Below are 19819 nucleotides of genomic sequence, written 5' to 3'. Positions count from 1 at the left end.
CATTATAATTCTTATAATAAGTGTACCTGCTATTACATCAGCATGTCAATAGAAGTATATTACTATCAGAGTCATTTTATAACTATTCTAAAACACCAAAAAAGAAAACAATCCCATATTAATACCCTCTGGTTACATCCACTTTATTTACATATTCACCTTTATCAGTCAAATAGCATTGAAGATTATGTTCGAAAATTCCTAAGGCACGTCTTGTATAATGGGGTGAGAGTCCTGCAATATGTGGTGTTATTGTCACATTTTCTTCCCCCCAAAACGGATGATCTGCAGGTAGTGGTTCCTCTTCGAAAACATCCAGCACAATGTGGGCAACTTCCCCCTGCCTCGCAGCTTTTAGCAAATCGTCGCTATGGACCAGATCACCGCGTCCCATATTCAAGAATACCGCATGATTTGGCAGCAGTTGAAAGTGTTTAAAGGTGAAGAGTCCGCGGGTTTCTTCTGTGCTTGGAAGAATAGACACAACAATATCTACACTTGGGAGCAGGTTTTCTAGATTGTCTATTTTGTGATTTTCATCAAAATACTCAACAGATCTACCGCTTCTGGATACACCGATGGTTTCCACTTGAAAGGCTTTGGCCAGACGAGCAACTTCCTGGCCGATGGAACCCGCTCCCATTAAAAGCATCCTTCTTCCTCTCATTTCCTGCATACGGGCAAAACGATCCCAATGATGATCTTTTTCGCTTTGGTATAAGACTCTAGCTTCACGATACACTTGTAACAGCATAGAAATTGCATATTCAGCCATTGGCGTTTGATGAATTCCTCTTGCATTTGTCACAAGAATACCCTTTTGTTCAATTGCTTCAAATGGCATTTTCTCTATCCCTGCAGACATAACCATAATCCATTTCAGGTTTTCTGCTTGTCCAATTAATCCCTCGTTCAAATCTCCCCCATATGTAACTAGGATCTTAGCTTTATGTAAATGCTGCTTTGCCTCGTCCATATTGTCACAGAATATAAATTCCAGGTTCGAATGCTTTTCTTTTAATTTTTCATGATGTTTGTGCGATATTTTTGCAGAAAATAAAATCATGTAGACTACCTCCCTAATTGCGATTTACTTCTATTGTATACTAGTTTAATTGAAATTAGGAAGATAGAACACTTTTAATAATCTGCATTAAAATTTTCACATCCATTCTTATGCTGCAGTTTCCAATATAGAAAAGGTCACATCTTATTTTTTCACTATAATTTAATTCTCCTTTAAGCTGTGTATAACCGATCATCCCCGGCCTTACTTTCAAACGTTTCATCTGATAATAATTATAGTAGTCAACAATCTCCGGTATCTCAGGCGTTGGCCCTACTAGACTCATATCTCCTTTTAATACATTCCATAATTGCGGGAGCTTATGGAGCTTATATTTTCGAATCCATGTCCCGGTCGGGGTTACCGTAATATAAGAATCTCGCTCGAAATTAAAATCATCTGGCACTCCTTCGTCCCAGGAAGCTGGTACTGGGTGTGGTGGAAAGGCGCGAATGACACGTGATGGATTTGTCATCGTACGGAACTTCCATACTATAAAACTTTGATTAAACTTACCAACCCGTCTTTGACGAAAAAAGATAGGCTTCCCCTCTTTTTTAATAATTCTTATACAAATAAAGACCATTAATGGTGCTAGTAAAAGAAGCAGCGTAATACTTATAACGATATCCGTCGACCGTTTCATGAAAAAATAGACCCTTCTATTTTCAGTTGATGTTGCTCTGGCTTGTGCCCTTGACCTTATATTTTCCATACAAAGCACCTCACTTTTTGATAGGATAATCTGAAAGCTAGTACTACATCCTATTCTAGAAAGAGAGATTATATAACTTAAAAAAAGACAGCCCCATGGACTGCCTTATCTTTATTATAGGTTTTGGCGAATAAATTCCAATGCTTCCTCTACATGACCTTTCACACTAACCTTACGAAAATCCTTTTTTAGCTGCCCTTCCTTATCAATGATGAAAGTAGAGCGCTCGATTCCGTATGATTCTTTGCCAAACTTATTTTTCAGCTTCCAAACATCAAAATCTTCAGCTACTTTATGATCCTCATCTGCCAAAAGTTCAAATGGAAGATCATGCTTATCAATAAATTTCTGATGGCTGGAGGCAGGATCAGGACTTATGCCAATAATTACTGCATCCAGTTCACCAAACTTTTCATGCTGATCGCGAAAATCACATGCCTCTGTTGTGCAGCCTGGTGTCATATCTTTTGGATAAAAATACAAGACAACATTTTTTCCTTTAAAATCTGACAAACTAATATTTTCCCCGTTCTGGTTTGGCAATGTAAAATCTGTTACCTGTTTACCTGCTTCAACTGCCATAATGATCCCTCCATATTTAATCTGTATAGTTAACTATAGCATAGTGAAGAACAGGTTTCATTTATCTCTGCTTCTTTGATGTGATTGTACAAGTCGAAGGACAAATGCTGTAGGCAAAACATACCCAATAAGTGCCTCAATTAAAGCAATGAATCTACCAATTCCAATCGGCGTTATATCACCATAACCAATTGTTAGCATGGTGGCTCCACTAAAATATACCGAATGAATGATTGAACCTAATACACTAACCTCACGCAATTCTTCTCCCTCTACCAAAATTATCCCATGAAAGGAAATAATGAAATAGATAAGTCCAAATCCAATAATAACAGTACTGTATATGATCAGTAATGCATAAAAAAGCTCAGCAGAAAAACGGCTATCACGCATTTCCATATGCCAAGTGATTTTTCCACCACGAATAAATCCAAGTAAACTTTTGATAATAATGAGACAGATTACAACAATTACCAGCCAAGGAATAATTCCCATAAAATCCCCTTCTATTTTGATTGCTTTACATCATGTATATGCTTATCCATCTCCAGGCTTGTCAATTATTTTTTATAGCTGACTTTCCATCCATTGCAAAAATTGCTCACATGATCTATTGTTTTATCTAGTATTGGAACCACCCGCGGTCATGTAAATTTAAGGAGGTTTATGTTTTATGAATTTTTCAAAATCAAAACAACTGTATGAAGAGGCGCTTGAGCTTATCGTTGGAGGTGTGAACTCACCATCCCGTTCCTATAAAGCTGTTGGTGGTGGATCACCGATATATATGGAACGCGGACAAGGGGCTCACTTTTGGGATGTTGACGGAAATAAATATATTGATTATTTAGCGGCATTCGGACCGATCATAACGGGGCACGGGCACCCTCATATTGCTGAAGCTATTTCTCAAGCTGCTACAACTGGGGTGCTATACGGGACACCAACTCGATTGGAAAATCAATTTGCGAAAACACTAAAAGATGCAATTCCATCACTGGAAAAGGTTCGCTTTGTCAATTCCGGTACAGAGGCTGTTATGACAACTGTCCGCGTGGCGCGTGCCTACACGGATCGTACGAAGGTAATCAAATTTGCCGGAAGCTACCATGGCCATTTCGATGCTGTATTAGTTGAGGCGGGGTCTGGCCCCGCTACGCTTGGCACACCCGATTCAGCCGGGATTCCCAGGTCGGTTGCCGAGGACGTGATTACCGTCCCTTTTAATGATTTAGATGCTTTCAAAAGCGCTTTGGAGCACTGGGGAGAACAGGTCGCTGCAGTATTAGTGGAACCAATTGTTGGAAACTTCGGAATCGTCCAGCCACACGATGGATTCCTGCAAGCAGTGAATGAAATGGCTCATAAAACGGGCGCGTTGGTAATTTACGATGAAGTTATAAGCGCTTTTCGATTTACATATGGCAGTGCACAGCAGGTGTACTGCGTTGAGCCAGATATGACTGCAATGGGTAAAATCATTGGTGGCGGTCTACCCATCGGTGCATATGGGGGACGAAAAGATATCATGGAGACTGTTGCACCACTAGGTCCTGCTTATCAAGCAGGAACGATGTCCGGGAATCCTGCCTCGATCGCCGCAGGAATTGCTTGTTTGGAAATTTTACAGGTAGACGGGGTTTATGAAAAATTAGAGGCTCTTGGGGGACGGTTAGAAGAAGGAATCTTGGAAAAGGCGAGATTGAATGAAATTCCAATTTCTGTAAACCGCTTATGCGGTGCGCTAACCGTATATTTCGGTGACGGAGAAGTTACGAACTATGATCAAGCAAAGAATAGTGACGGCGATGCTTTCGCAAAATTCTTCCGTTTGATGCTTGAACAAGGAATTAACTTAGCACCATCTAAATTTGAGGCATGGTTTTTAACAACAGAACATACAGAAGCTGATATTGATGAAACGATTGAAGCAGTGGGGCGAGCCTTTGAAGTGATGGCTGAGAAGGTTTAACAGTTTAGTAACGAGTTTAAGATCATATTGTAACTAACCAGTAATCGCCGTACAAATTAGTGAGATGAAGCGCTTAGAAATAATCCTTCTGAGCGCTTTTTTACAATAAAGTTTCTTAACTAAAGAAGTGGGTTACTTTGAATCATATAAGTGGTTGACTACATAAAAACTCCTTCACAAAACCTGTGAAGGAGCTTCATTTAAAATCACTTTCCGTAACCCGTTTCCCCATCATTCAAATGCTGCACCTGATACAGATTATAATAGCTGCCTTTCATCCGCATTAATTCATCGTGTGTGCCAATTTCTTGAATTTCACCATTTTCAATGAGAACAATTCTGTCCGCGTGGGTAATGGTTGCAAGGCGGTGGGCAACGATAAATGTAGTTCGATCAGACGCCAATTTTTCGACAGCTTCCTGTATCATGTGTTCACTTTCCAGATCCAGTGCTGAGGTTGCTTCATCAAACATCAAGATCGGTGGATTTTTTAAGAAAACACGAGCGATAGAGACTCGTTGTTTTTGACCACCAGACAATTTCACGCCTCTCTCCCCTACTAACGTGTCATAGCCATAAGGTAGATCTTCAATAAACGCATGAGCATTCGCAGCTTTTGCCGCTTCTACAACTTCCTCATCTGTCGCATCCGGATTTCCCATTCTTATATTCATAGCAATGGATTCACTAAATAAGGTATTATCCTGAAGAACCATCCCAATATTATCGCGCAGTGAGCGAGCTTTTACATCACGAATATCCTTACCATCGACTTTTATCGCACCACTTGTCACATCGTAAAATCGTGGTATGAGGCTGATTAAGGTTGATTTTCCTCCCCCGCTCATACCTACAAAAGCAATGGTTTCTCCTCTTTGAACATTTAAATTAACATTTTTCAATACTTCATTTTCTTCTTCATCGTAACGGAAAGAAACATTTTCAATCGCCACAGATCCATCTATCCGTTGAAGTTTTTTCGCGTTATCCTTATCGACAACATCATATTTTTCATTAAAAAATTCAAATACACGATCAATCGATGCGATAGCTTGGACTAAAGTAGTTGACGAGTTTATTAACCGCCTTAGTGGGCTATACACTCTTTCCATATACCCGACAAAAGCCACCATTGTACCTAATGTCAAGTTGCCATTAATGACCTGATATCCCGCGAAAGTGATCACAAGTAATGGAGCTAAATCCGTAATCGTATTTGTAACTGCGAAGGTTTTAGCGTTCCAATCCGTGTGTTTCAAAGCCTTATCAAGGAAGTTTCCATTTCGTGTTTCAAATTGCCCCTGCTCATAGTCTTCTAAGGCAAAACTTCTTGTAACAGGAACCCCTTGAATACGTTCATGAAGATGTCCCTGCACCTCTGCTAATGCCTGAGATCTGTCTCGTGTCAATTCGCGTAGTTTTCCATAGAAGAATTTAATCGCAAACCCAAACAATGGAAATAAAACAATAGAAACAATGGTCAAACCTACGTCCATTGTCAGCATGATTCCAATAGCGATAATTATTGTAGCTAAATCAAGCCATACATTCATTAATCCTGTTATTACGAAGTTTTTCGACTGTTCGACATCATGTATTACCCGGGAAATAATTTCGCCGGTTTTTGTCTGAGAATAGAACTTTAAGCTTAATTTTTGAATGTGATCAAACAGTCGATCCCTTATGTCATACAGAATTTTGTTTCCTACCCATTGAGCTAAGTATTGCCTGATATATTCAACCGGTGGACGTAGTATCAGAAAAACAACAAATGCTATTCCCATTAACCAGAATAGTTCTGATACTTTATCTGCTGCACTCGTATCTGCACCAATAATATTATCAATGACATACCTTAGAATTAATGGCATTAATAATGGAATTCCAAATTTGACAATCCCAATAAGTATTGTCCATAAGATTTTCCATTTATATGGTTTTACGAATTCCATATATTGTTTTACGCTGCTCATAAACTAATCTACCTCAAATTCATAATAAATAGAAAATCCTTGCTACTAGCTGTAACAAGGGTTTCTTTACTACTTGCTAACCGGGCGCTTTAAGCCTTTGTTCATAAAAATTACCGGTATGTTAAATAACGTTCATACCATTGGTCAACGAAATCAGGCGAAAAGGGGCCTTTACGTTGCCTTATACACCTTAACAGATATTCAACGTTGTTATGCAAAATACGATCTAAAACCCGTGGATAATTCATTTGTATTTTATGTTCATCATATTCATCTTCATCTAACAAATCATACGTCATATCCGGGTACACTTTTACATCTAAATCGTAATCAATGTATTTCAACGCTTCTGCATCATAGGCAAATGGAGAGCTCATATTACAATAATAATAAATGCCATCATCCCGGATCATCCCAATAATATTAAACCAATGTTGAGCATGGAAATAACTAATAGCCGGCTCTCTTGTTATCCATGTCCTCCCATCGCTTTCCGTTACTTGTGTTTTGTCATTGGCTCCGATTACAATAGTTTCCGTTCCTTTTAACACTAGACTATTTTGCCAAATACGGTGAATTTGTCCATTGTGTTTATAACTTTGAATTTGCATCACGGAACCCGGTTTCGGAGCAACCACATCCAATCTTCCTTTCTATACATTTTTCCCCCGTTTCCAATCCTGTATTTATTATAATAGCAACAATATGAAATATAAAGTATAATGAACCGATTTAAATAGAACGTATGTTCGTAAAAGTGCCTGTCACGCCCCGGATTTTGTCGAATTAAAAAGAGCTTCCCTGGAGATAGGAAGCTCTTTTAATATGATAATTGGGGTGTGGTGCTAAGTTACTTTTTGTTTTGCTGCGATTTTTGATTTTGTTTTTTTACCTCTTGAGCATTTGTCTCAGATGCAAATTCAGTACCGTACTGACCTTGTCCTTGAGCTGCTTGTTGATTTTGTTGTTTTACTTTTTGAGCGTCTGTACCTGCAGCTGTTTTGTTAGGTTTTTTAGCCATCAGTATCACCTCCGCACTAATAATTTGTCCATTTTAAACGTTGTTATCCACCTTACTGATAGTTAAATTATGGTAAATTATTACCTCATAATGTATAAATGACATCTTTCTACATACTATATAAAAACGAAAGACTCCCATATGAAAAAGGGAGCCTAAAAATTAGTCTATATATTTCATCATCTTCTGGTGGGAAACCGGAAATGGATATGCTTGCAGCCCTTCTTTATTTACAAAACATAAGCGCTCATCTGTCGTATATTGTTGCAGCGTTTCTGCTTCATATATTTCTAACTCCCAGATAATATGGGAAAATACATGCTTTAATTCTCCTTTTTTTTCATTCAATTTAATTTCTAGTCCATATTCGCTGAGAACCCAATTTTCCACATGGCCCCAGCCTATTTCATTGATCGGTACCATAGGAAATTGCCACAGACCTGCCAGAAGCCCTTTTTCTGCCCGTTTTTCAATGACGTACTCACTGTTTTCATTTTTAATTAATAGGCTAACATATGGAATTGTTTTTTGTTTCTTGGCTTTCGACTTTACAGGGAGATCCTCTTCTATTCCTTCTGCAAAAGCAAGGCAATATTCTTGAACAGGACAAAGCAAACAAGCCGGGGATTTTGGTGTACAAACAAGGGCACCTAATTCCATGATTGCTTGGTTAAACGAAGCTGGATCATCCTCGGATATAAGTTCACGAACATAGGATTCAACTAATTTTTTCGTTTTCTGCTGTGCTATATCGTCTTCTATTTTTAAAATACGGGAAATGACACGCATTACATTACCGTCCACTGCTGGTTCGGGCTGATTATATGCAATGGAGAGGATCGCTCCCTTTGTGTATGGTCCCACCCCTTTTAGCGATCCCAGCTCATCAGGATTAGTAGGGATTTCACCGCCATAGGTATCAACAACTTCTCGGACAGCGTTTTGTAAGTTTCTCGCGCGGGAATAATAACCTAGACCTTCCCATGCTTTCAGAACATCCTGAGGGTCTGCATCGGCTAGCTTATATACAGTAGGGAACTTTTCCATAAAACGGTAAAAATAAGGAATAACGGTATCTACCTTTGTTTGCTGAAGCATTATTTCTGAAACCCAGATCTTATAGGGGTCTTGGTCCATGCGCCACGGCAAGTCACGTTTGAAAACAAAATACCAGTCAAGTAAATCCTGCTGAAAGCCTGAAGTGTTGAAAAATTGTAATGTTTTCTCTTTCATAATAACACGTCCTTTATGGTACAATAAGCTGATAAAAATAAATCATTTATTTTAAAGAAATAACAAAAAATCTTAGAAAAACTTGAATTTTGCCAAGACAAAATTCAGAGTAGCACTTACGCGGATAAAAAGTTTTATACTATCTTATCTGCCAAGGAGGACCTTTTACTATGGATACTGGAACCCATATTGTGATGGGTGTTGCACTTGGAGGATTAGCAACCTTGGATCCCGTTGTGCAAAATGATCCAACACTATTCACCGCTGTTTTAACTGGAACGATCATAGGTTCTCATGCACCAGATTTTGACACGGTTTTTAAGTTGAAAAATAACGCCACCTATATCCGCCATCACCGCGGAGCTTCCCATTCCCTCCCAGCAATTATACTATGGGGGATCTTAATTGCCGGAATCATTTATATGTTTGTTCCACAGGTCAATTTCCTTCATCTTTGGCTATGGACCTTCTTAGCGGTTATTATCCATGTATTTGTCGATATATTTAATGCTTATGGAACGCAAGCATACAGGCCTTTCACCGATAAGTGGATCGCACATGGATTTATTAATACGTTTGATCCATATATTTTCATATTGCATGTTGCAGGTATTGGGGCCTGGATCCTGGGCGCGAATCCCGGGTATACATGGTTTATTATCTATGCTGTCATAGCATTATATTATATCAAACGTTACATGGACAAAAGGGAAATCGTTAAAAAGATAAAAGACTACATCCCAAATATTGAACAAATCGCTACATCGCCTACGATTAAACAAAATTATTGGCGTGTAGCCATTACGACAGATACGAAGTTTTTCGTCGCTGCAGTCGAAAATGGTCATATTGAAATCGTTGATGAATTTGAAAAAGTTCCATTGCCTAAGTCCACGATAATGGAGCTGGCCAAAAAAGATAAGAATATCTCGGCATTCCTTTCATTTTCCCCCGTTTATCGCTGGGAAATAAATGATTTTGATGATTTTACAGAAATACGCTTCATTGATTTACGCTATCGTTCCGATGGTCGCTATCCATTTGTTGCCGTTGTGCAAATTGATGATAATATGCGGATAATGAGCTCCTATACCGGTTGGATCTTTTCCGAGCAAAAACTGCAAAGTAAACTATATATGAGCGATAGCCCTGTATAAAAACAGCAAGTGCATTTGCACCTGCTGTTTTTTTAAATCTCATCACCCAATAATGAAATAGGCAGTGCTTCTTCCTTTTCATACGCCTCATCCAGTAGATTTACCCGCCAGCCCCAGGCAAAAACGCCGTTCACATAGTGAATCTTGAATTTATGTCCAGGATCATTCGTTAATTGGTACACCCCGCCTGCAGAAAAGTCTTCCGGGTTCATCGTATATGCTAATGCAACCTGCATTTTCCGTTCATTTACTGCTACTTCCGATATATTACCAAGTTGTTCTGCTTTCATTGCTTTTTCTTTAAAATTTCTAATTTCCGTACGTAATTGCTCAATTGAATAGTCGCTGTATCGATAATTCATGCTTTAATCCCCTCCAAGCTATCATTTTACCAAAATATAATTGGGCACGCATCCTTTCATTCCTCCAACTCCTCCTCTAAAAATTGATTAATCAACGCCATTGAAAAGCCTTTTCCAAATAAACTTTGCTTGATCTTGTTTCTGAGTTTATGTCCCGTAAGCTTTGCCTGATGTTTGCGCAGTAGCTTCTCTCCTTGATAAACGAGTGCATCCCATTCGGTATCGTCATCTTTTTGATTATTGATATCCGCTAAAGCATCCGTAATCACGTCTTGTGTAAAACCCTTCTGCATTAATGTGGCTTGCAGCTGTTGGACCTGCCTGCGAAACGAATCTTTTTTCCCAGTAGTTATTTTCTTCTCGATCCATTTAGCTATGTTTTCATATTGAACTTCATATGGATACTGTTCAACTGCTTCACTGGCAAGTTGGGCAGATACACCTTTTTCGATCAATTCTTTTTTTATGAGCATGGGCCCTTTTGTTGATGTATTCATTCTAGTGCCGACAAACATTTCTGCAAACTGTTGATCATCAAGCAAATTTTCCTCGTTCAATTTTTCCATAATCTGTGTTATATGCTCTTCATCCACTTCTTTTTTCACTAAATAATCACGAATTTCTTTTTTTGTTCGCATTCGGTAGCTTAAAAAGTTGATAGCTTGGGTATATGACTTATGTATAGTATCTTTTTGGATAAGTGTAGCAATAGTTGATTCTTCCAATTCAAGATCCCTGCGAAGGTTGAATTCAACTAATATAGCTTCATCCACACTAAAGCCGAATTTTTCATCTTGGCCATCATTCAAAAAGATATTGTATCGATCCTTCGATTTCTTTTGTGTGGTGATCCGTGCAATCTTTTTCATTGTTTCTCACCCCTTTTCCTAATAATAACATGAAAAATTTGTACGGACATCACCTTAAAAATCGTTAGAACTGCATATACTAATTTATAAGGGAGGGTTATCCATTGAATATATTAATAACTGGCGGGACTGGGTTTGTCGGTGAAAATCTGACCAAAGCATTACATGAGAAAGGCCACCATACCTACATACTCACAAGATCTCCTGAAAAATACACGGATAGCGCGAAATCAACTTTCATAAGCTATGATTATCCAGTCGAACAACTACCTGTGATTCATGCTGTTATTAACCTTGCTGGTGAATCGCTTTTCGGCTATTGGTCCGAAAAGAAAAAAGAATCGATCTTAAACAGTAGAATAGATATAACACAGAAAGTCATCGACATCATGAAAAAACTAGATCAAAAGCCTGAAGTCTTCATTAGTGGATCAGCTGTCGGTTTCTATGGTACATCTGAGGATCTAATTTTCACAGAAGAAACCTCTAAGCCAGGGGGTGACTTTTTAGCCAAGGTTACTACTGAATGGGAAAACGTAGCAAAACAAGCAGAAGAAATGGGTATTCGAACGGTTTATACGAGGTTTGGCGTTATTTTAGGAGAAGAAGGCGCACTCAAGTACATGAGCCTTCCAGTGAAAATGTTCGTCGGTGGAAAAATAGGAAATGGGGAGCAATGGTTAACATGGGTTCACATAGAGGATGTTGTGAAATTGCTTCAATATTGCTTATTTAACAAGGATATGATAGGTCCTATTAATGTTGCCACGCCAAATCCGAAACGAAATAAAGACTTTACAAAAATACTGGCCAATGTGCTAAAGCGCTCGTATTGGCTTCCAATTCCTGCCCCACTAGTTCGTCTGGGAATAGGCGAGATGAGCCTATTAATCGCGAAGGGGCAATATGTTTTACCAAAAAGAGCGCTTGATCAAGGATTCCAATTTTCTTATCCATATTTAAAAGAAGCACTAAAGGAGATCAAGCCCTAAACCCCACTGCCATAAGGAAAAACAAACCGTGTTTTAGATTATCCACATATATCAACAGGGCGTTAATAACTCCAATCAAAGTCTTTATAAAGGTAGGACGTTATTCACATGTAGTTGTTAATAAGTTCCTAGCACGTTGTGTATATCGTGGATAATCCAATGCATTTGCTTTATCATCGCAATTTGCCTGTTCATAACTATGTGGATAGACTTTCTCCAGCCTTCTCCGTAAAAATCCATTCCTCTAAAACTGCTTCTGCTTCTTTTATCGCATCATTTTTCCGATCCCCAAAACCATAACCAATTTTCATATTGGTTGTTTCAAAATTAACAACTGCTTGCCAAACCTTCTCTTTATCTAAATTCCATAGAAATATGATGACTGTGTTCTCTCCAATAACATTTATTTCAAATTCTTCTTCGTGAAACATAGCTCGGAGTATTTTGCATTTTGTCAAGCTTGTGATTGTAGAATGATACAAAATTAGACAGCTGACCATTAAAATCCCTCCACACATTTGTTCTTAATAGGAACATTCTACTATATGTTACATATAAGAACAAACATTCACCCTTTTAGTTCATGAAATCATGGTAGGATTAAATGTAAATCTAGATGTTAGAGTGTGATAAGGATGAGTTTGGAACAAATTGCGCATAATATAAGATTCTTCCGGGATCGGCAGGAATGGACACAAATGGAACTTGCCGAAAAACTGATGGTGTCCCGCTCGGTCATTGCCAAATGGGAAAACTATTCCACTACTCCAGACATTTCATCATTAATGAAATTAAGTAATGTCTTTCGTATAACGCTGGATCAGCTCGTAGGAAATCATTCCTACCGAGATGACCTCTTGAAGGATTTCAAGCAAATCTACAGTTCAAAATCAAAGCCATTTGATGAAGAAGTAGTCGATCTCATCGAATACATAATGACACACCCGAATTTCAAAGACCAAATTTATCGCCTGAAAAATCTACCCATCAGAAAGCAATTATCATTACATACTATATTTGCAGGAATAATAGATCAATATGAAAAGATATGAAAAAATCGAGTGCATTCTCGATTTTTTTCTATTTATACAAAACCTTTTTAGCCCTTCATTCGTATAAAGATTATCGATCTGGATTGGAGTGTGCTATATGCAAGAAATTTTGAATGAAATTAATTGGGCGGTTATTGCTCCGCTTCTCGTTATTCAAGGGATATTGCTAATTGTTGCCCTAATTGATTGGGCGAGGGCAGATAATACTAATGGGCCTAAATGGATGTGGTTCATTATTATTGTTTTTCTAAATATTATAGGCCCTGTTTTATATTTTATTTTTGGAAGGAGTAAGGATTAATGACTTTATTGAAAGTTAGTAACCTCTCAAAAAAATATGACAGTAAACCAGCAGTAAATAATGTAAGCTTTGCTTTCGATCCCCGGAAATGTATAGCACTAATCGGCCCCAATGGTGCTGGGAAAACAACAATATTACGAACATTAGCTGGTCTTTTAAAACCAACTGCTGGTTCTGTTCAATTTGCCAGTATGAAGACAGATGATGACATCCGTAAATATATAGGCTATTTACCGCAACACCCTGTCTTTTATTCATGGATGACCGGCAAAGAATTTTTAGTCTACTCTGCCCAGCTTGCTTTTTTAACAAAAACAGAAGCCAATAATCGTGCAAAAGAGTTGCTTGACAAAGTAGGAATTTCCGATTCAAAAGATAAACGAATCGGCAACTATTCCGGTGGCATGAAACAACGTCTTGGTATCGCGCAGGCGCTCATTCACAAACCGGAACTATTGATACTAGATGAACCTGTTTCGTCATTAGACCCTATCGGGCGACGCGAAGTTCTGACCATGATGGAGAAATTAAAGGAAGAAATGAGTATTCTCTTTTCTACCCATATATTAAGTGATGCTGACAAGGTTAGTGATGAACTACTGCTTTTGCATCAAGGGCAAATTGTTGAATCAGGTCCCATGAATGAATTACGCCAAAAATACCAAACAGCTAAAATCGAGCTCGAATTTCAGGATGATATTGAAAAATACAAGGCCCAGATTGATCAGCTTTCAGCTATTACGAACAGTTATATCGACCGAAATATATTACATATTACCAGCAATGATATTATGAAAGCAAGACAGGAAATCCTCAGAGCGGCATCGCACAGGAATTGGCCGTTAACAAGTTTTACACTAAACCGTGCCTCCCTTGAAGACATGTTCATGAAAGTGGTGAATAACTAATGCAATGGTCAACGATTTTAAAAAAAGAAATGCTGGAGAATTGGCGAAATATGAAATGGATATGGGTTCCTCTAGTCATTATTTTACTTGCAATTATCGATCCAATATCCAATTATTATTTGCCGCAGATTATTGAATCAGTTGGCGGAATGCCTGATGGCGCTTCTATTGACTTGCCTGAATTTGCCCCAGCTGACGTTGTGATGATGAGCCTGGGACAGATAAGCAGTTTGGGTGTTTTGGTTATTGTCCTCATGTCAATGGGAATAATAGCGGGTGAGCGCAAAAGCGGAGTCTCTGAGCTTATATTAGTAAAACCGGTTTCTTATCGCAATTATGTTACCGCAAAATGGGCAGCGCTGCTTCTGCTTGTATGGGGATCATTATTTTTAGGAATGCTGGCAAGCTGGTATTACACCAATATTTTATTCGGTGAATTGTCCTTCGTGGAACTCCTGCAAATTGTCTTTTTCTACGGACTATGGCTTACGCTTGTTGTGACACTTTCAGTATTTTATAATACATTATGTAAAACGCCCGGTCTAGTAGCTTCCCTGACCATCATTACGATCATAGTGATGAGTATCATTACACAAGTATTTGGACATATACTTACATGGAGCCCAAACAATTTATCAAGTCATATTCATGAAATGCTGATTACTGGGAGTCTTTCATCAGACTTGGTTGCGACTGGGTTTGTAACAATAGCCATTACAATTATCCTGTTAGTTGCTTCTATTTTTGCGTTTAAGAATAAAGAGTTGGCAAATTAAAAAGGATGGAGCCTCCTCTATGCTTGATGAGGCATCAGCTTTTTTATCTCATCTTTGCAATTACTATATAATTTTGTCAATGTTTCTGAAAAAAAGGCTCTGCACTATTTATCTGCAGAACCTTCATCTTCTTCTATTTTCTTATCTTCATTTTTTGGCAGTCTTCCTGCTTTTTTTACTGATTCCTTTAGTAAAAATTCCACATGGCTGTTAACGCTGCGAAATTCATCCTTTGCCCAGGCTTGCAAGGCGTTATATAGTTTCGGGTCAATTCGCAATGGAAAATTCTTTTTCTTCGCCATAAAAACCCTCTTTTACTGATATAATGATCCAGTGTTCACGACGGGCTGTGCTCCACTGTCAGCGACGATAGAGACAAGTAAATTATTTGTCATGGAAGCCCGGCGTTCGTCATCCAACTCGACTAACCCATCTTTTTCCATTCGCGAAATTGCATCCTGAACCATGCCGACTGCACCTTCAACGATTTCTTTTCTTGCTGCGATAATCGCACTGGCTTGTTGACGTTGAAGCATTGCTTGAGCAATTTCTGTCGAGTAGGCAAGATGGGTTAACCGTGCCTCAATAATTTCGACACCTGCCACTGTTAGGCGTTCTTGTAACTCAGAAGTTAATTCATTTGAAATCTCTTGTGCATTCCCGCGGAGGGTGAGTTCCACATGCTCAAATGTATCATACGGGTATTTTGTAGCAACAGCGCGGATTGCTGTTTCACTTTGAATCCCAACGAATTGCTCGTATTTATCCACATCAAAAACAGCCTTAGCTGCGTCAACCACCTTATATACAACAACCGCAGCGATCTCAATTGGATTCCCGTTGATATCGTTTACCTTCTAGACGACTACTGTTAAAATTTCGCACACGAAGCGAAATCGTTCGTCTTACTGACAATGGAACTGTGACTACAATTCCTTCCCGGCGGATCGTTCCCATGTACTTTCCAAGAAAAATAACAACAACTGATTGATTTGGCTGAACAAGCGTAATCCCGCTACCTAGAGTGATGGCCAAAACTAAGCAAATCCCGCCCAATACAAATTGTTGTTCAACAAAACTAAACACCGTCCCAACTAAAAGAAATGCAATCAATAAAATTCCTAAAAACCCATTCATCATCCAAGCATTCCTCTCTTGAATCATGTCAACACACCTTCCCCAATTAAAGTGATTTTCATATTATTATGACATCACTTTGATTTCATATTGTACAGTATTAACTTGCTGTTTTCTCCAAATTACGAAGTGGGTTGTCATCCGGTATCACAAGATAGCTATCCCCATCTGTTCGAAGCACAATGTCTCCAAACGTTGCTGTTGAATAAATAGTCGAGTTAATTCGATGTAAATTTTCTATAACCCGATCGACTGGATGGCCATAATCATTTTCCACACTGTACGTAAGGATTGCAATTTGTGGATTTACTTCCTGCAGAAACTCCAATGAACTACTTGTATTTGATCCATGGTGGGCAACTTTAATAATTTCAGCTTGAAGCTTTTTGTTCTCCATTAGTTCTTTTTCCTGTTCTTTCTCCACATCACTCATCAGCAAGAAGTCAATCGCGTCATACGTTATTTTTAATACGATGGATGATTGATTATTGTTCTTCGTCTTCTCGTAACTGTTTAAAACGCGAATTTTTAACAACGGATCAACCTTTATGAGTTCATTTTTCTCCGCTATTTTTATTGGGATATCTTGTTTTCGAATCTGGTTTACATATTTGGCATAAGTTTTCGTGGAATGCAGTTTTCCTGAATCGAGTATTTGATCAATTTCGATATGTTCCATCACATAAGGGAGACCGCCAATATGGTCAATATCAGGATGTGTAGCAATGAGAAGATCAATTTCATCAATTTGCTTATCTTCCAGGTAGGATACAACCTTTTTTCCGGAATCGGGCGGTCCACCATCAATAAGGATTGTTTTACCTGTGGGTGTTTGAATGAGCATACTGTCGCCCTGGCCGACATCAATGAAATGAACTTGCATATCCTGTTGCGATTCACTATGAATTAGTGCCGGTTGCATGGTAAGAATGGAAATGAGCATTATAAAACCGAGTAAAAACTTACTGCTGCGCATGGAAAACATCCTTTATAAAATGATGCTGTTAGTTTTTACACGGATCTTGATTAATATTTATTGGTGGGTTGAAAATTTCTGTGATAATACAAAAACCCGCTGCACAAAGGCAACGGGTTTCCTATGATCATGGTTCTTATGCATTTTTAACTACAATTTCCTCATCTTCAACATCGATTTTAACATTTTCTACAGATTCTTCTTCTAAAATGAAGTCTGTTAGCTGATCTTCAATTTTATCTTGAATAACTCTGCGTAAAGGTCTTGCACCAAAGCGCCTATCATAGCCTAGTCGTACTAATTCTTGTTTTGCTTCATCTGTGATGGTAATTGAAATATCATTTTCCTCAATTGTTTTTTGCAATTCATCAAGCATTAGATCCACAATTACCATTAAGTTATCTTCAGATAGTTCATTGAAATTGATGATCGCATCGAAACGGTTCAAGAATTCAGGTTTAAAATAGTTACTTAAATTTTCTAGTGTAGATACAGCTTCATGTGCATCTCTGTTAAAGCCTACATTGACCTGTTTTTCACCGGTTCCTGCGTTACTTGTCATGATGATAACTGTTTCCTTAAAGCTCACTTGGCGACCTTGGGAATCAGTTAGATGCCCATCTTCCATAATTTGCAGGAACATGTTTTGTACGTCCGGATGCGCTTTTTCGATTTCATCAAGCAGAATAATTGAATACGGATTATGACGTACACGCTCGGTTAACTGTCCAGCTTCTTCATGGCCAACATAGCCGGGAGGTGACCCTATAATTTTGGAAACCGCGTGTTTTTCCATATATTCACTCATATCAAGACGAGTCATCGATTCACGGGATCCAAATAGCTCTTCAGCAAGTGCTTTTGTTAGTTCTGTTTTACCAACACCGGTTGGCCCTACAAATAGGAATGAACCGATTGGACGGTATTTTGATTTGAGGCCTGCACGGCTGCGGCGAATTGCTTTGGCAACTTTTTCAACTGCCTGGCTTTGTCCGATTACTTTTGCTTCAAGGTTTTTACCAAGATCTTTCATTTTTTCCTGTTCATCTGCTTGTAATTTTGTAACAGGAATACCTGTTTTTTCTTCGACGATCAATTGAATGTCAGAAACATCTACATCAATGACAGTCTCTTCATCTTTTGCTTTGTCCAATTGCTTTTGCAGTTGAATTTCTTGATAGCGTAAGTGTGCTGCACGTTCATAGTCTTCTTTCTCAGCTGCTTGCTCTTTCTCTGCAATGATTTCGTTAAGACGGTTATTTAGGGAATTCGAATCTTTCTCTGCGTTTTTTAGATTCAAACGAGATCCAACCTGGTCCATTAAATCAATCGCTTTATCCGGTAGAAATCGATCCTGTATATAGCGACCGGATAGTGTTACGAAAGCTTGAATAGCTTCATCAGAATAACGGACTTCATGGAATTTCTCATACCGATCTTTTATACCATTTAGAATTTGCACCGCTTCATCAGGTGATGATTCTTTTACCATAATTGGCTGCAAGCGACGTTCCAGTGCTGCGTCTTTTTCAATTTGGCGGTACTCTTTTAATGTTGTTGCACCAATTAACTGCAAGTCACCACGAGCTAACGCCGGTTTTAGAATATTTCCCGCATCCATTTGGGAGCTTTCTGCAGTTCCGGCACCGACAAGTAAATGAATTTCATCCACGAATAGGATAACATCCTCACGGGATTGTAATTCCTGAATTAATTGTTTCATACGTTCTTCAAATTGACCGCGCATGCTAGTGTTTGCTACTAATGATGCTACATCCAATAGATACACTTGTTTATTCATTAATTTGGATGAAACATTTCCTTCTGTAATATTTAGTGCAAGTCCTTCAGCAATGGCTGTTTTCCCAACACCAGGTTCCCCAATAAGGACAGGGTTATTTTTATTTCTTCTATTCAGTGTCTCAACAACCTGTTTCACTTCATTATCTCGACCTATGATTGGATCAATCTGACCTCTTTTCGCATCGTCTGTTACATTTTTTGCTAGTTGGTCAAGTAAACCATTATTTTCTTGTTTTTGTCTTGTTTTTGTTCCCATTTTATTTGGACCATTTCCTTGTGCAAAGTTATTAGAAAATGCATCATTAGCATTTCCATTAAACGATGAATCTGAGAAAAAGTTATTTGAATTCATCAATTCGCTTTGAATTTCACGGAAACATTCATTACATACATGCATGTTTACTTTTTCATTATTGATTTGCATTGCGACATTAATGGTAGCTGGATTTGCTCCACATTGTTGACATTGCATTTTCCATTCCTCCTTAAAGGTTTATAATCAATTATTAATATCAAATTTGACTTTGACTATCTTTGACCTTATGAATACATTATAACTTGACCTTCTTTGACTTTCAAGTGGTTTGTTTCATGTTTTAGATTCATTAAACTATAGGTCATTCAAGGTCTGACTAACTTTGACCTTTGATTATTATTATACTCTGACCTTCTTTGACTTTCAAGTGGTTTAGGGATTTTTTTGAGAAAGATGAGCGTGTGAGTCGTTTCCTGCGTTAAACTTTCTTGTGCTTCAGGAACTAAAATAATAAAAATCCTGAATTATTTTTAAGGCAGATGACCTTACTAATATTCTGTTGGTTTCGTTTTTGCGACGTATCATTATGTGAACCGGAGAGAGCTAGGTGTATAGGTTGATGGCTCTTCAGAGTTTCTCTCATTCCGCGATGGGGGACTGTTGTCCCG

Annotated in this window: 21 protein-coding genes and 1 pseudogene; 7 read left to right on the top strand and 15 right to left on the bottom strand. The window is 38.4% G+C overall.

The features are described 5' to 3' along the window. Positions 1 to 118 precede the first annotated feature (118 nt). From KFZ58_RS05285 to KFZ58_RS05270, 4 genes are all read right to left on the bottom strand, one after another. Positions 119 to 1066, bottom strand: a complete 948-nt coding sequence (locus KFZ58_RS05285) for a D-2-hydroxyacid dehydrogenase (protein ID WP_235793783.1) — start codon at positions 1064 to 1066, stop codon at positions 119 to 121. Between the two features lie 55 nt (positions 1067 to 1121). Beyond that, on the bottom strand, positions 1122 to 1781 hold the full coding sequence (locus KFZ58_RS05280; RefSeq protein ID WP_235793782.1) for a sugar transferase: 660 nt from the start codon (positions 1779 to 1781) through the stop codon (positions 1122 to 1124). A 114-nt stretch (positions 1782 to 1895) separates the two neighbouring features. Beyond that, positions 1896 to 2363, bottom strand: a complete 468-nt coding sequence (bcp, locus tag KFZ58_RS05275; RefSeq protein ID WP_235793781.1) for a thioredoxin-dependent thiol peroxidase — start codon at positions 2361 to 2363, stop codon at positions 1896 to 1898. A 57-nt stretch (positions 2364 to 2420) separates the two neighbouring features. After that, complete coding sequence (locus KFZ58_RS05270; RefSeq protein ID WP_235793780.1) at positions 2421 to 2858, bottom strand: potassium channel family protein; 438 nt, start codon at positions 2856 to 2858, stop codon at positions 2421 to 2423. 178 nt (positions 2859 to 3036) lie between these two features. On the opposite strand from KFZ58_RS05270, the gene KFZ58_RS05265 reads away from it, so the two are divergent. Beyond that, on the top strand, positions 3037 to 4335 hold the full coding sequence (locus tag KFZ58_RS05265; protein WP_235793779.1) for a glutamate-1-semialdehyde 2,1-aminomutase: 1299 nt from the start codon (positions 3037 to 3039) through the stop codon (positions 4333 to 4335). A gap of 206 nt (positions 4336 to 4541) precedes the next feature. Here the strand turns inward: KFZ58_RS05265 and KFZ58_RS05260 are convergent, their stop codons facing one another. The 4 genes from KFZ58_RS05260 to mutY all read right to left on the bottom strand — a co-directional run bounded on the left by KFZ58_RS05260 (position 4542) and on the right by mutY (position 8562). Continuing rightward, positions 4542 to 6308, bottom strand: a complete 1767-nt coding sequence (locus KFZ58_RS05260) for an ABC transporter ATP-binding protein (protein ID WP_235793778.1) — start codon at positions 6306 to 6308, stop codon at positions 4542 to 4544. A 110-nt stretch (positions 6309 to 6418) separates the two neighbouring features. Further along, positions 6419 to 6946, bottom strand: coding sequence for a nucleoside tri-diphosphate phosphatase (gene ntdP, locus KFZ58_RS05255; protein WP_255695052.1), 528 nt, complete (start codon positions 6944 to 6946; stop codon positions 6419 to 6421). 212 nt (positions 6947 to 7158) lie between these two features. Beyond that, positions 7159 to 7329: a gamma-type small acid-soluble spore protein gene (locus tag KFZ58_RS05250; RefSeq protein WP_235793777.1), complete on the bottom strand. Its 171-nt coding sequence runs from the start codon at positions 7327 to 7329 to the stop codon at positions 7159 to 7161. A gap of 162 nt (positions 7330 to 7491) precedes the next feature. Then, positions 7492 to 8562 carry an A/G-specific adenine glycosylase gene (mutY, locus tag KFZ58_RS05245; RefSeq protein WP_235793776.1) on the bottom strand — a complete coding sequence of 357 codons (1071 nt, stop codon included), beginning with the start codon at positions 8560 to 8562 and terminating at the stop codon, positions 7492 to 7494. A gap of 170 nt (positions 8563 to 8732) precedes the next feature. Between mutY and KFZ58_RS05240 the strand changes: the two genes are divergently transcribed. Continuing rightward, complete coding sequence (locus KFZ58_RS05240; RefSeq protein ID WP_235793775.1) at positions 8733 to 9719, top strand: metal-dependent hydrolase; 987 nt, start codon at positions 8733 to 8735, stop codon at positions 9717 to 9719. 32 nt (positions 9720 to 9751) lie between these two features. On the opposite strand, the gene KFZ58_RS05235 is transcribed toward KFZ58_RS05240, so the two are convergent. Further along, positions 9752 to 10081, bottom strand: a complete 330-nt coding sequence (locus KFZ58_RS05235; RefSeq protein ID WP_235793774.1) for a YfhH family protein — start codon at positions 10079 to 10081, stop codon at positions 9752 to 9754. A gap of 56 nt (positions 10082 to 10137) precedes the next feature. After that, complete coding sequence (gene recX / locus KFZ58_RS05230; protein WP_235793773.1) at positions 10138 to 10950, bottom strand: recombination regulator RecX; 813 nt, start codon at positions 10948 to 10950, stop codon at positions 10138 to 10140. Between the two features lie 104 nt (positions 10951 to 11054). Here recX and KFZ58_RS05225 point away from each other — a divergent pair, with 104 nt between their 5' ends. Beyond that, positions 11055 to 11942: a TIGR01777 family oxidoreductase gene (locus KFZ58_RS05225; protein ID WP_235793772.1), complete on the top strand. Its 888-nt coding sequence runs from the start codon at positions 11055 to 11057 to the stop codon at positions 11940 to 11942. Positions 11943 to 12139: 197 nt separating this feature from the next. Here KFZ58_RS05225 and KFZ58_RS05220 read toward each other — a convergent pair whose 3' ends face one another. Further along, on the bottom strand, positions 12140 to 12442 hold the full coding sequence (locus tag KFZ58_RS05220; protein ID WP_235793771.1) for a hypothetical protein: 303 nt from the start codon (positions 12440 to 12442) through the stop codon (positions 12140 to 12142). Positions 12443 to 12577: 135 nt separating this feature from the next. On the opposite strand from KFZ58_RS05220, the gene KFZ58_RS05215 reads away from it, so the two are divergent. From KFZ58_RS05215 to KFZ58_RS05200, 4 genes are all read left to right on the top strand, one after another. Next, positions 12578 to 12994, top strand: coding sequence for a helix-turn-helix domain-containing protein (locus tag KFZ58_RS05215; RefSeq protein WP_235793770.1), 417 nt, complete (start codon positions 12578 to 12580; stop codon positions 12992 to 12994). Positions 12995 to 13091: 97 nt separating this feature from the next. Then, a complete protein-coding gene (locus KFZ58_RS05210; protein WP_235793769.1) occupies positions 13092 to 13295 on the top strand; it encodes a PLD nuclease N-terminal domain-containing protein in 204 nt (67 codons plus the stop codon). Beyond that, positions 13295 to 14203, top strand: a complete 909-nt coding sequence (locus KFZ58_RS05205) for an ABC transporter ATP-binding protein (protein ID WP_235793768.1) — start codon at positions 13295 to 13297, stop codon at positions 14201 to 14203. The genes KFZ58_RS05210 and KFZ58_RS05205 overlap by 1 nt, the downstream gene beginning before the upstream one ends. After that, the gene (locus KFZ58_RS05200) at positions 14203 to 14979 is read left to right on the top strand and encodes an ABC transporter permease (RefSeq protein ID WP_235793767.1); all 777 of its coding nucleotides are present in this window, start codon (positions 14203 to 14205) and stop codon (positions 14977 to 14979) included. Before KFZ58_RS05205 ends, KFZ58_RS05200 begins: the two co-directional genes overlap by 1 nt. Positions 14980 to 15083: 104 nt before the next feature. On the opposite strand, the gene KFZ58_RS05195 is transcribed toward KFZ58_RS05200, so the two are convergent. The 4 genes and pseudogenes from KFZ58_RS05195 to KFZ58_RS05180 form a co-directional block, all read right to left on the bottom strand. Continuing rightward, positions 15084 to 15281 (bottom strand): type II toxin-antitoxin system antitoxin, encoded by a 198-nt coding sequence (locus KFZ58_RS05195; RefSeq protein WP_235793766.1) that lies wholly within the window; start codon positions 15279 to 15281, stop codon positions 15084 to 15086. 12 nt (positions 15282 to 15293) lie between these two features. After that, positions 15294 to 16143, bottom strand: a pseudogene (locus tag KFZ58_RS05190) (SPFH domain-containing protein). A gap of 73 nt (positions 16144 to 16216) precedes the next feature. Continuing rightward, a complete protein-coding gene (locus KFZ58_RS05185) occupies positions 16217 to 17092 on the bottom strand; it encodes a ComEC/Rec2 family competence protein (RefSeq protein ID WP_235793765.1) in 876 nt (291 codons plus the stop codon). A 136-nt stretch (positions 17093 to 17228) separates the two neighbouring features. Then, complete coding sequence (locus KFZ58_RS05180) at positions 17229 to 19367, bottom strand: ATP-dependent Clp protease ATP-binding subunit (protein WP_235793764.1); 2139 nt, start codon at positions 19365 to 19367, stop codon at positions 17229 to 17231. Between the last annotated feature and the right edge of the window lie 452 nt (positions 19368 to 19819).

The sequence above is a fragment of the Virgibacillus sp. NKC19-16 genome (assembly GCF_021560035.1).
Lineage (GTDB): Bacteria > Bacillota > Bacilli > Bacillales > Amphibacillaceae > Virgibacillus_L > Virgibacillus_L salidurans.
Note: the sequence above shows the minus strand (reverse complement) of the source record. Positions and strands in the feature narration are given on the sequence as shown.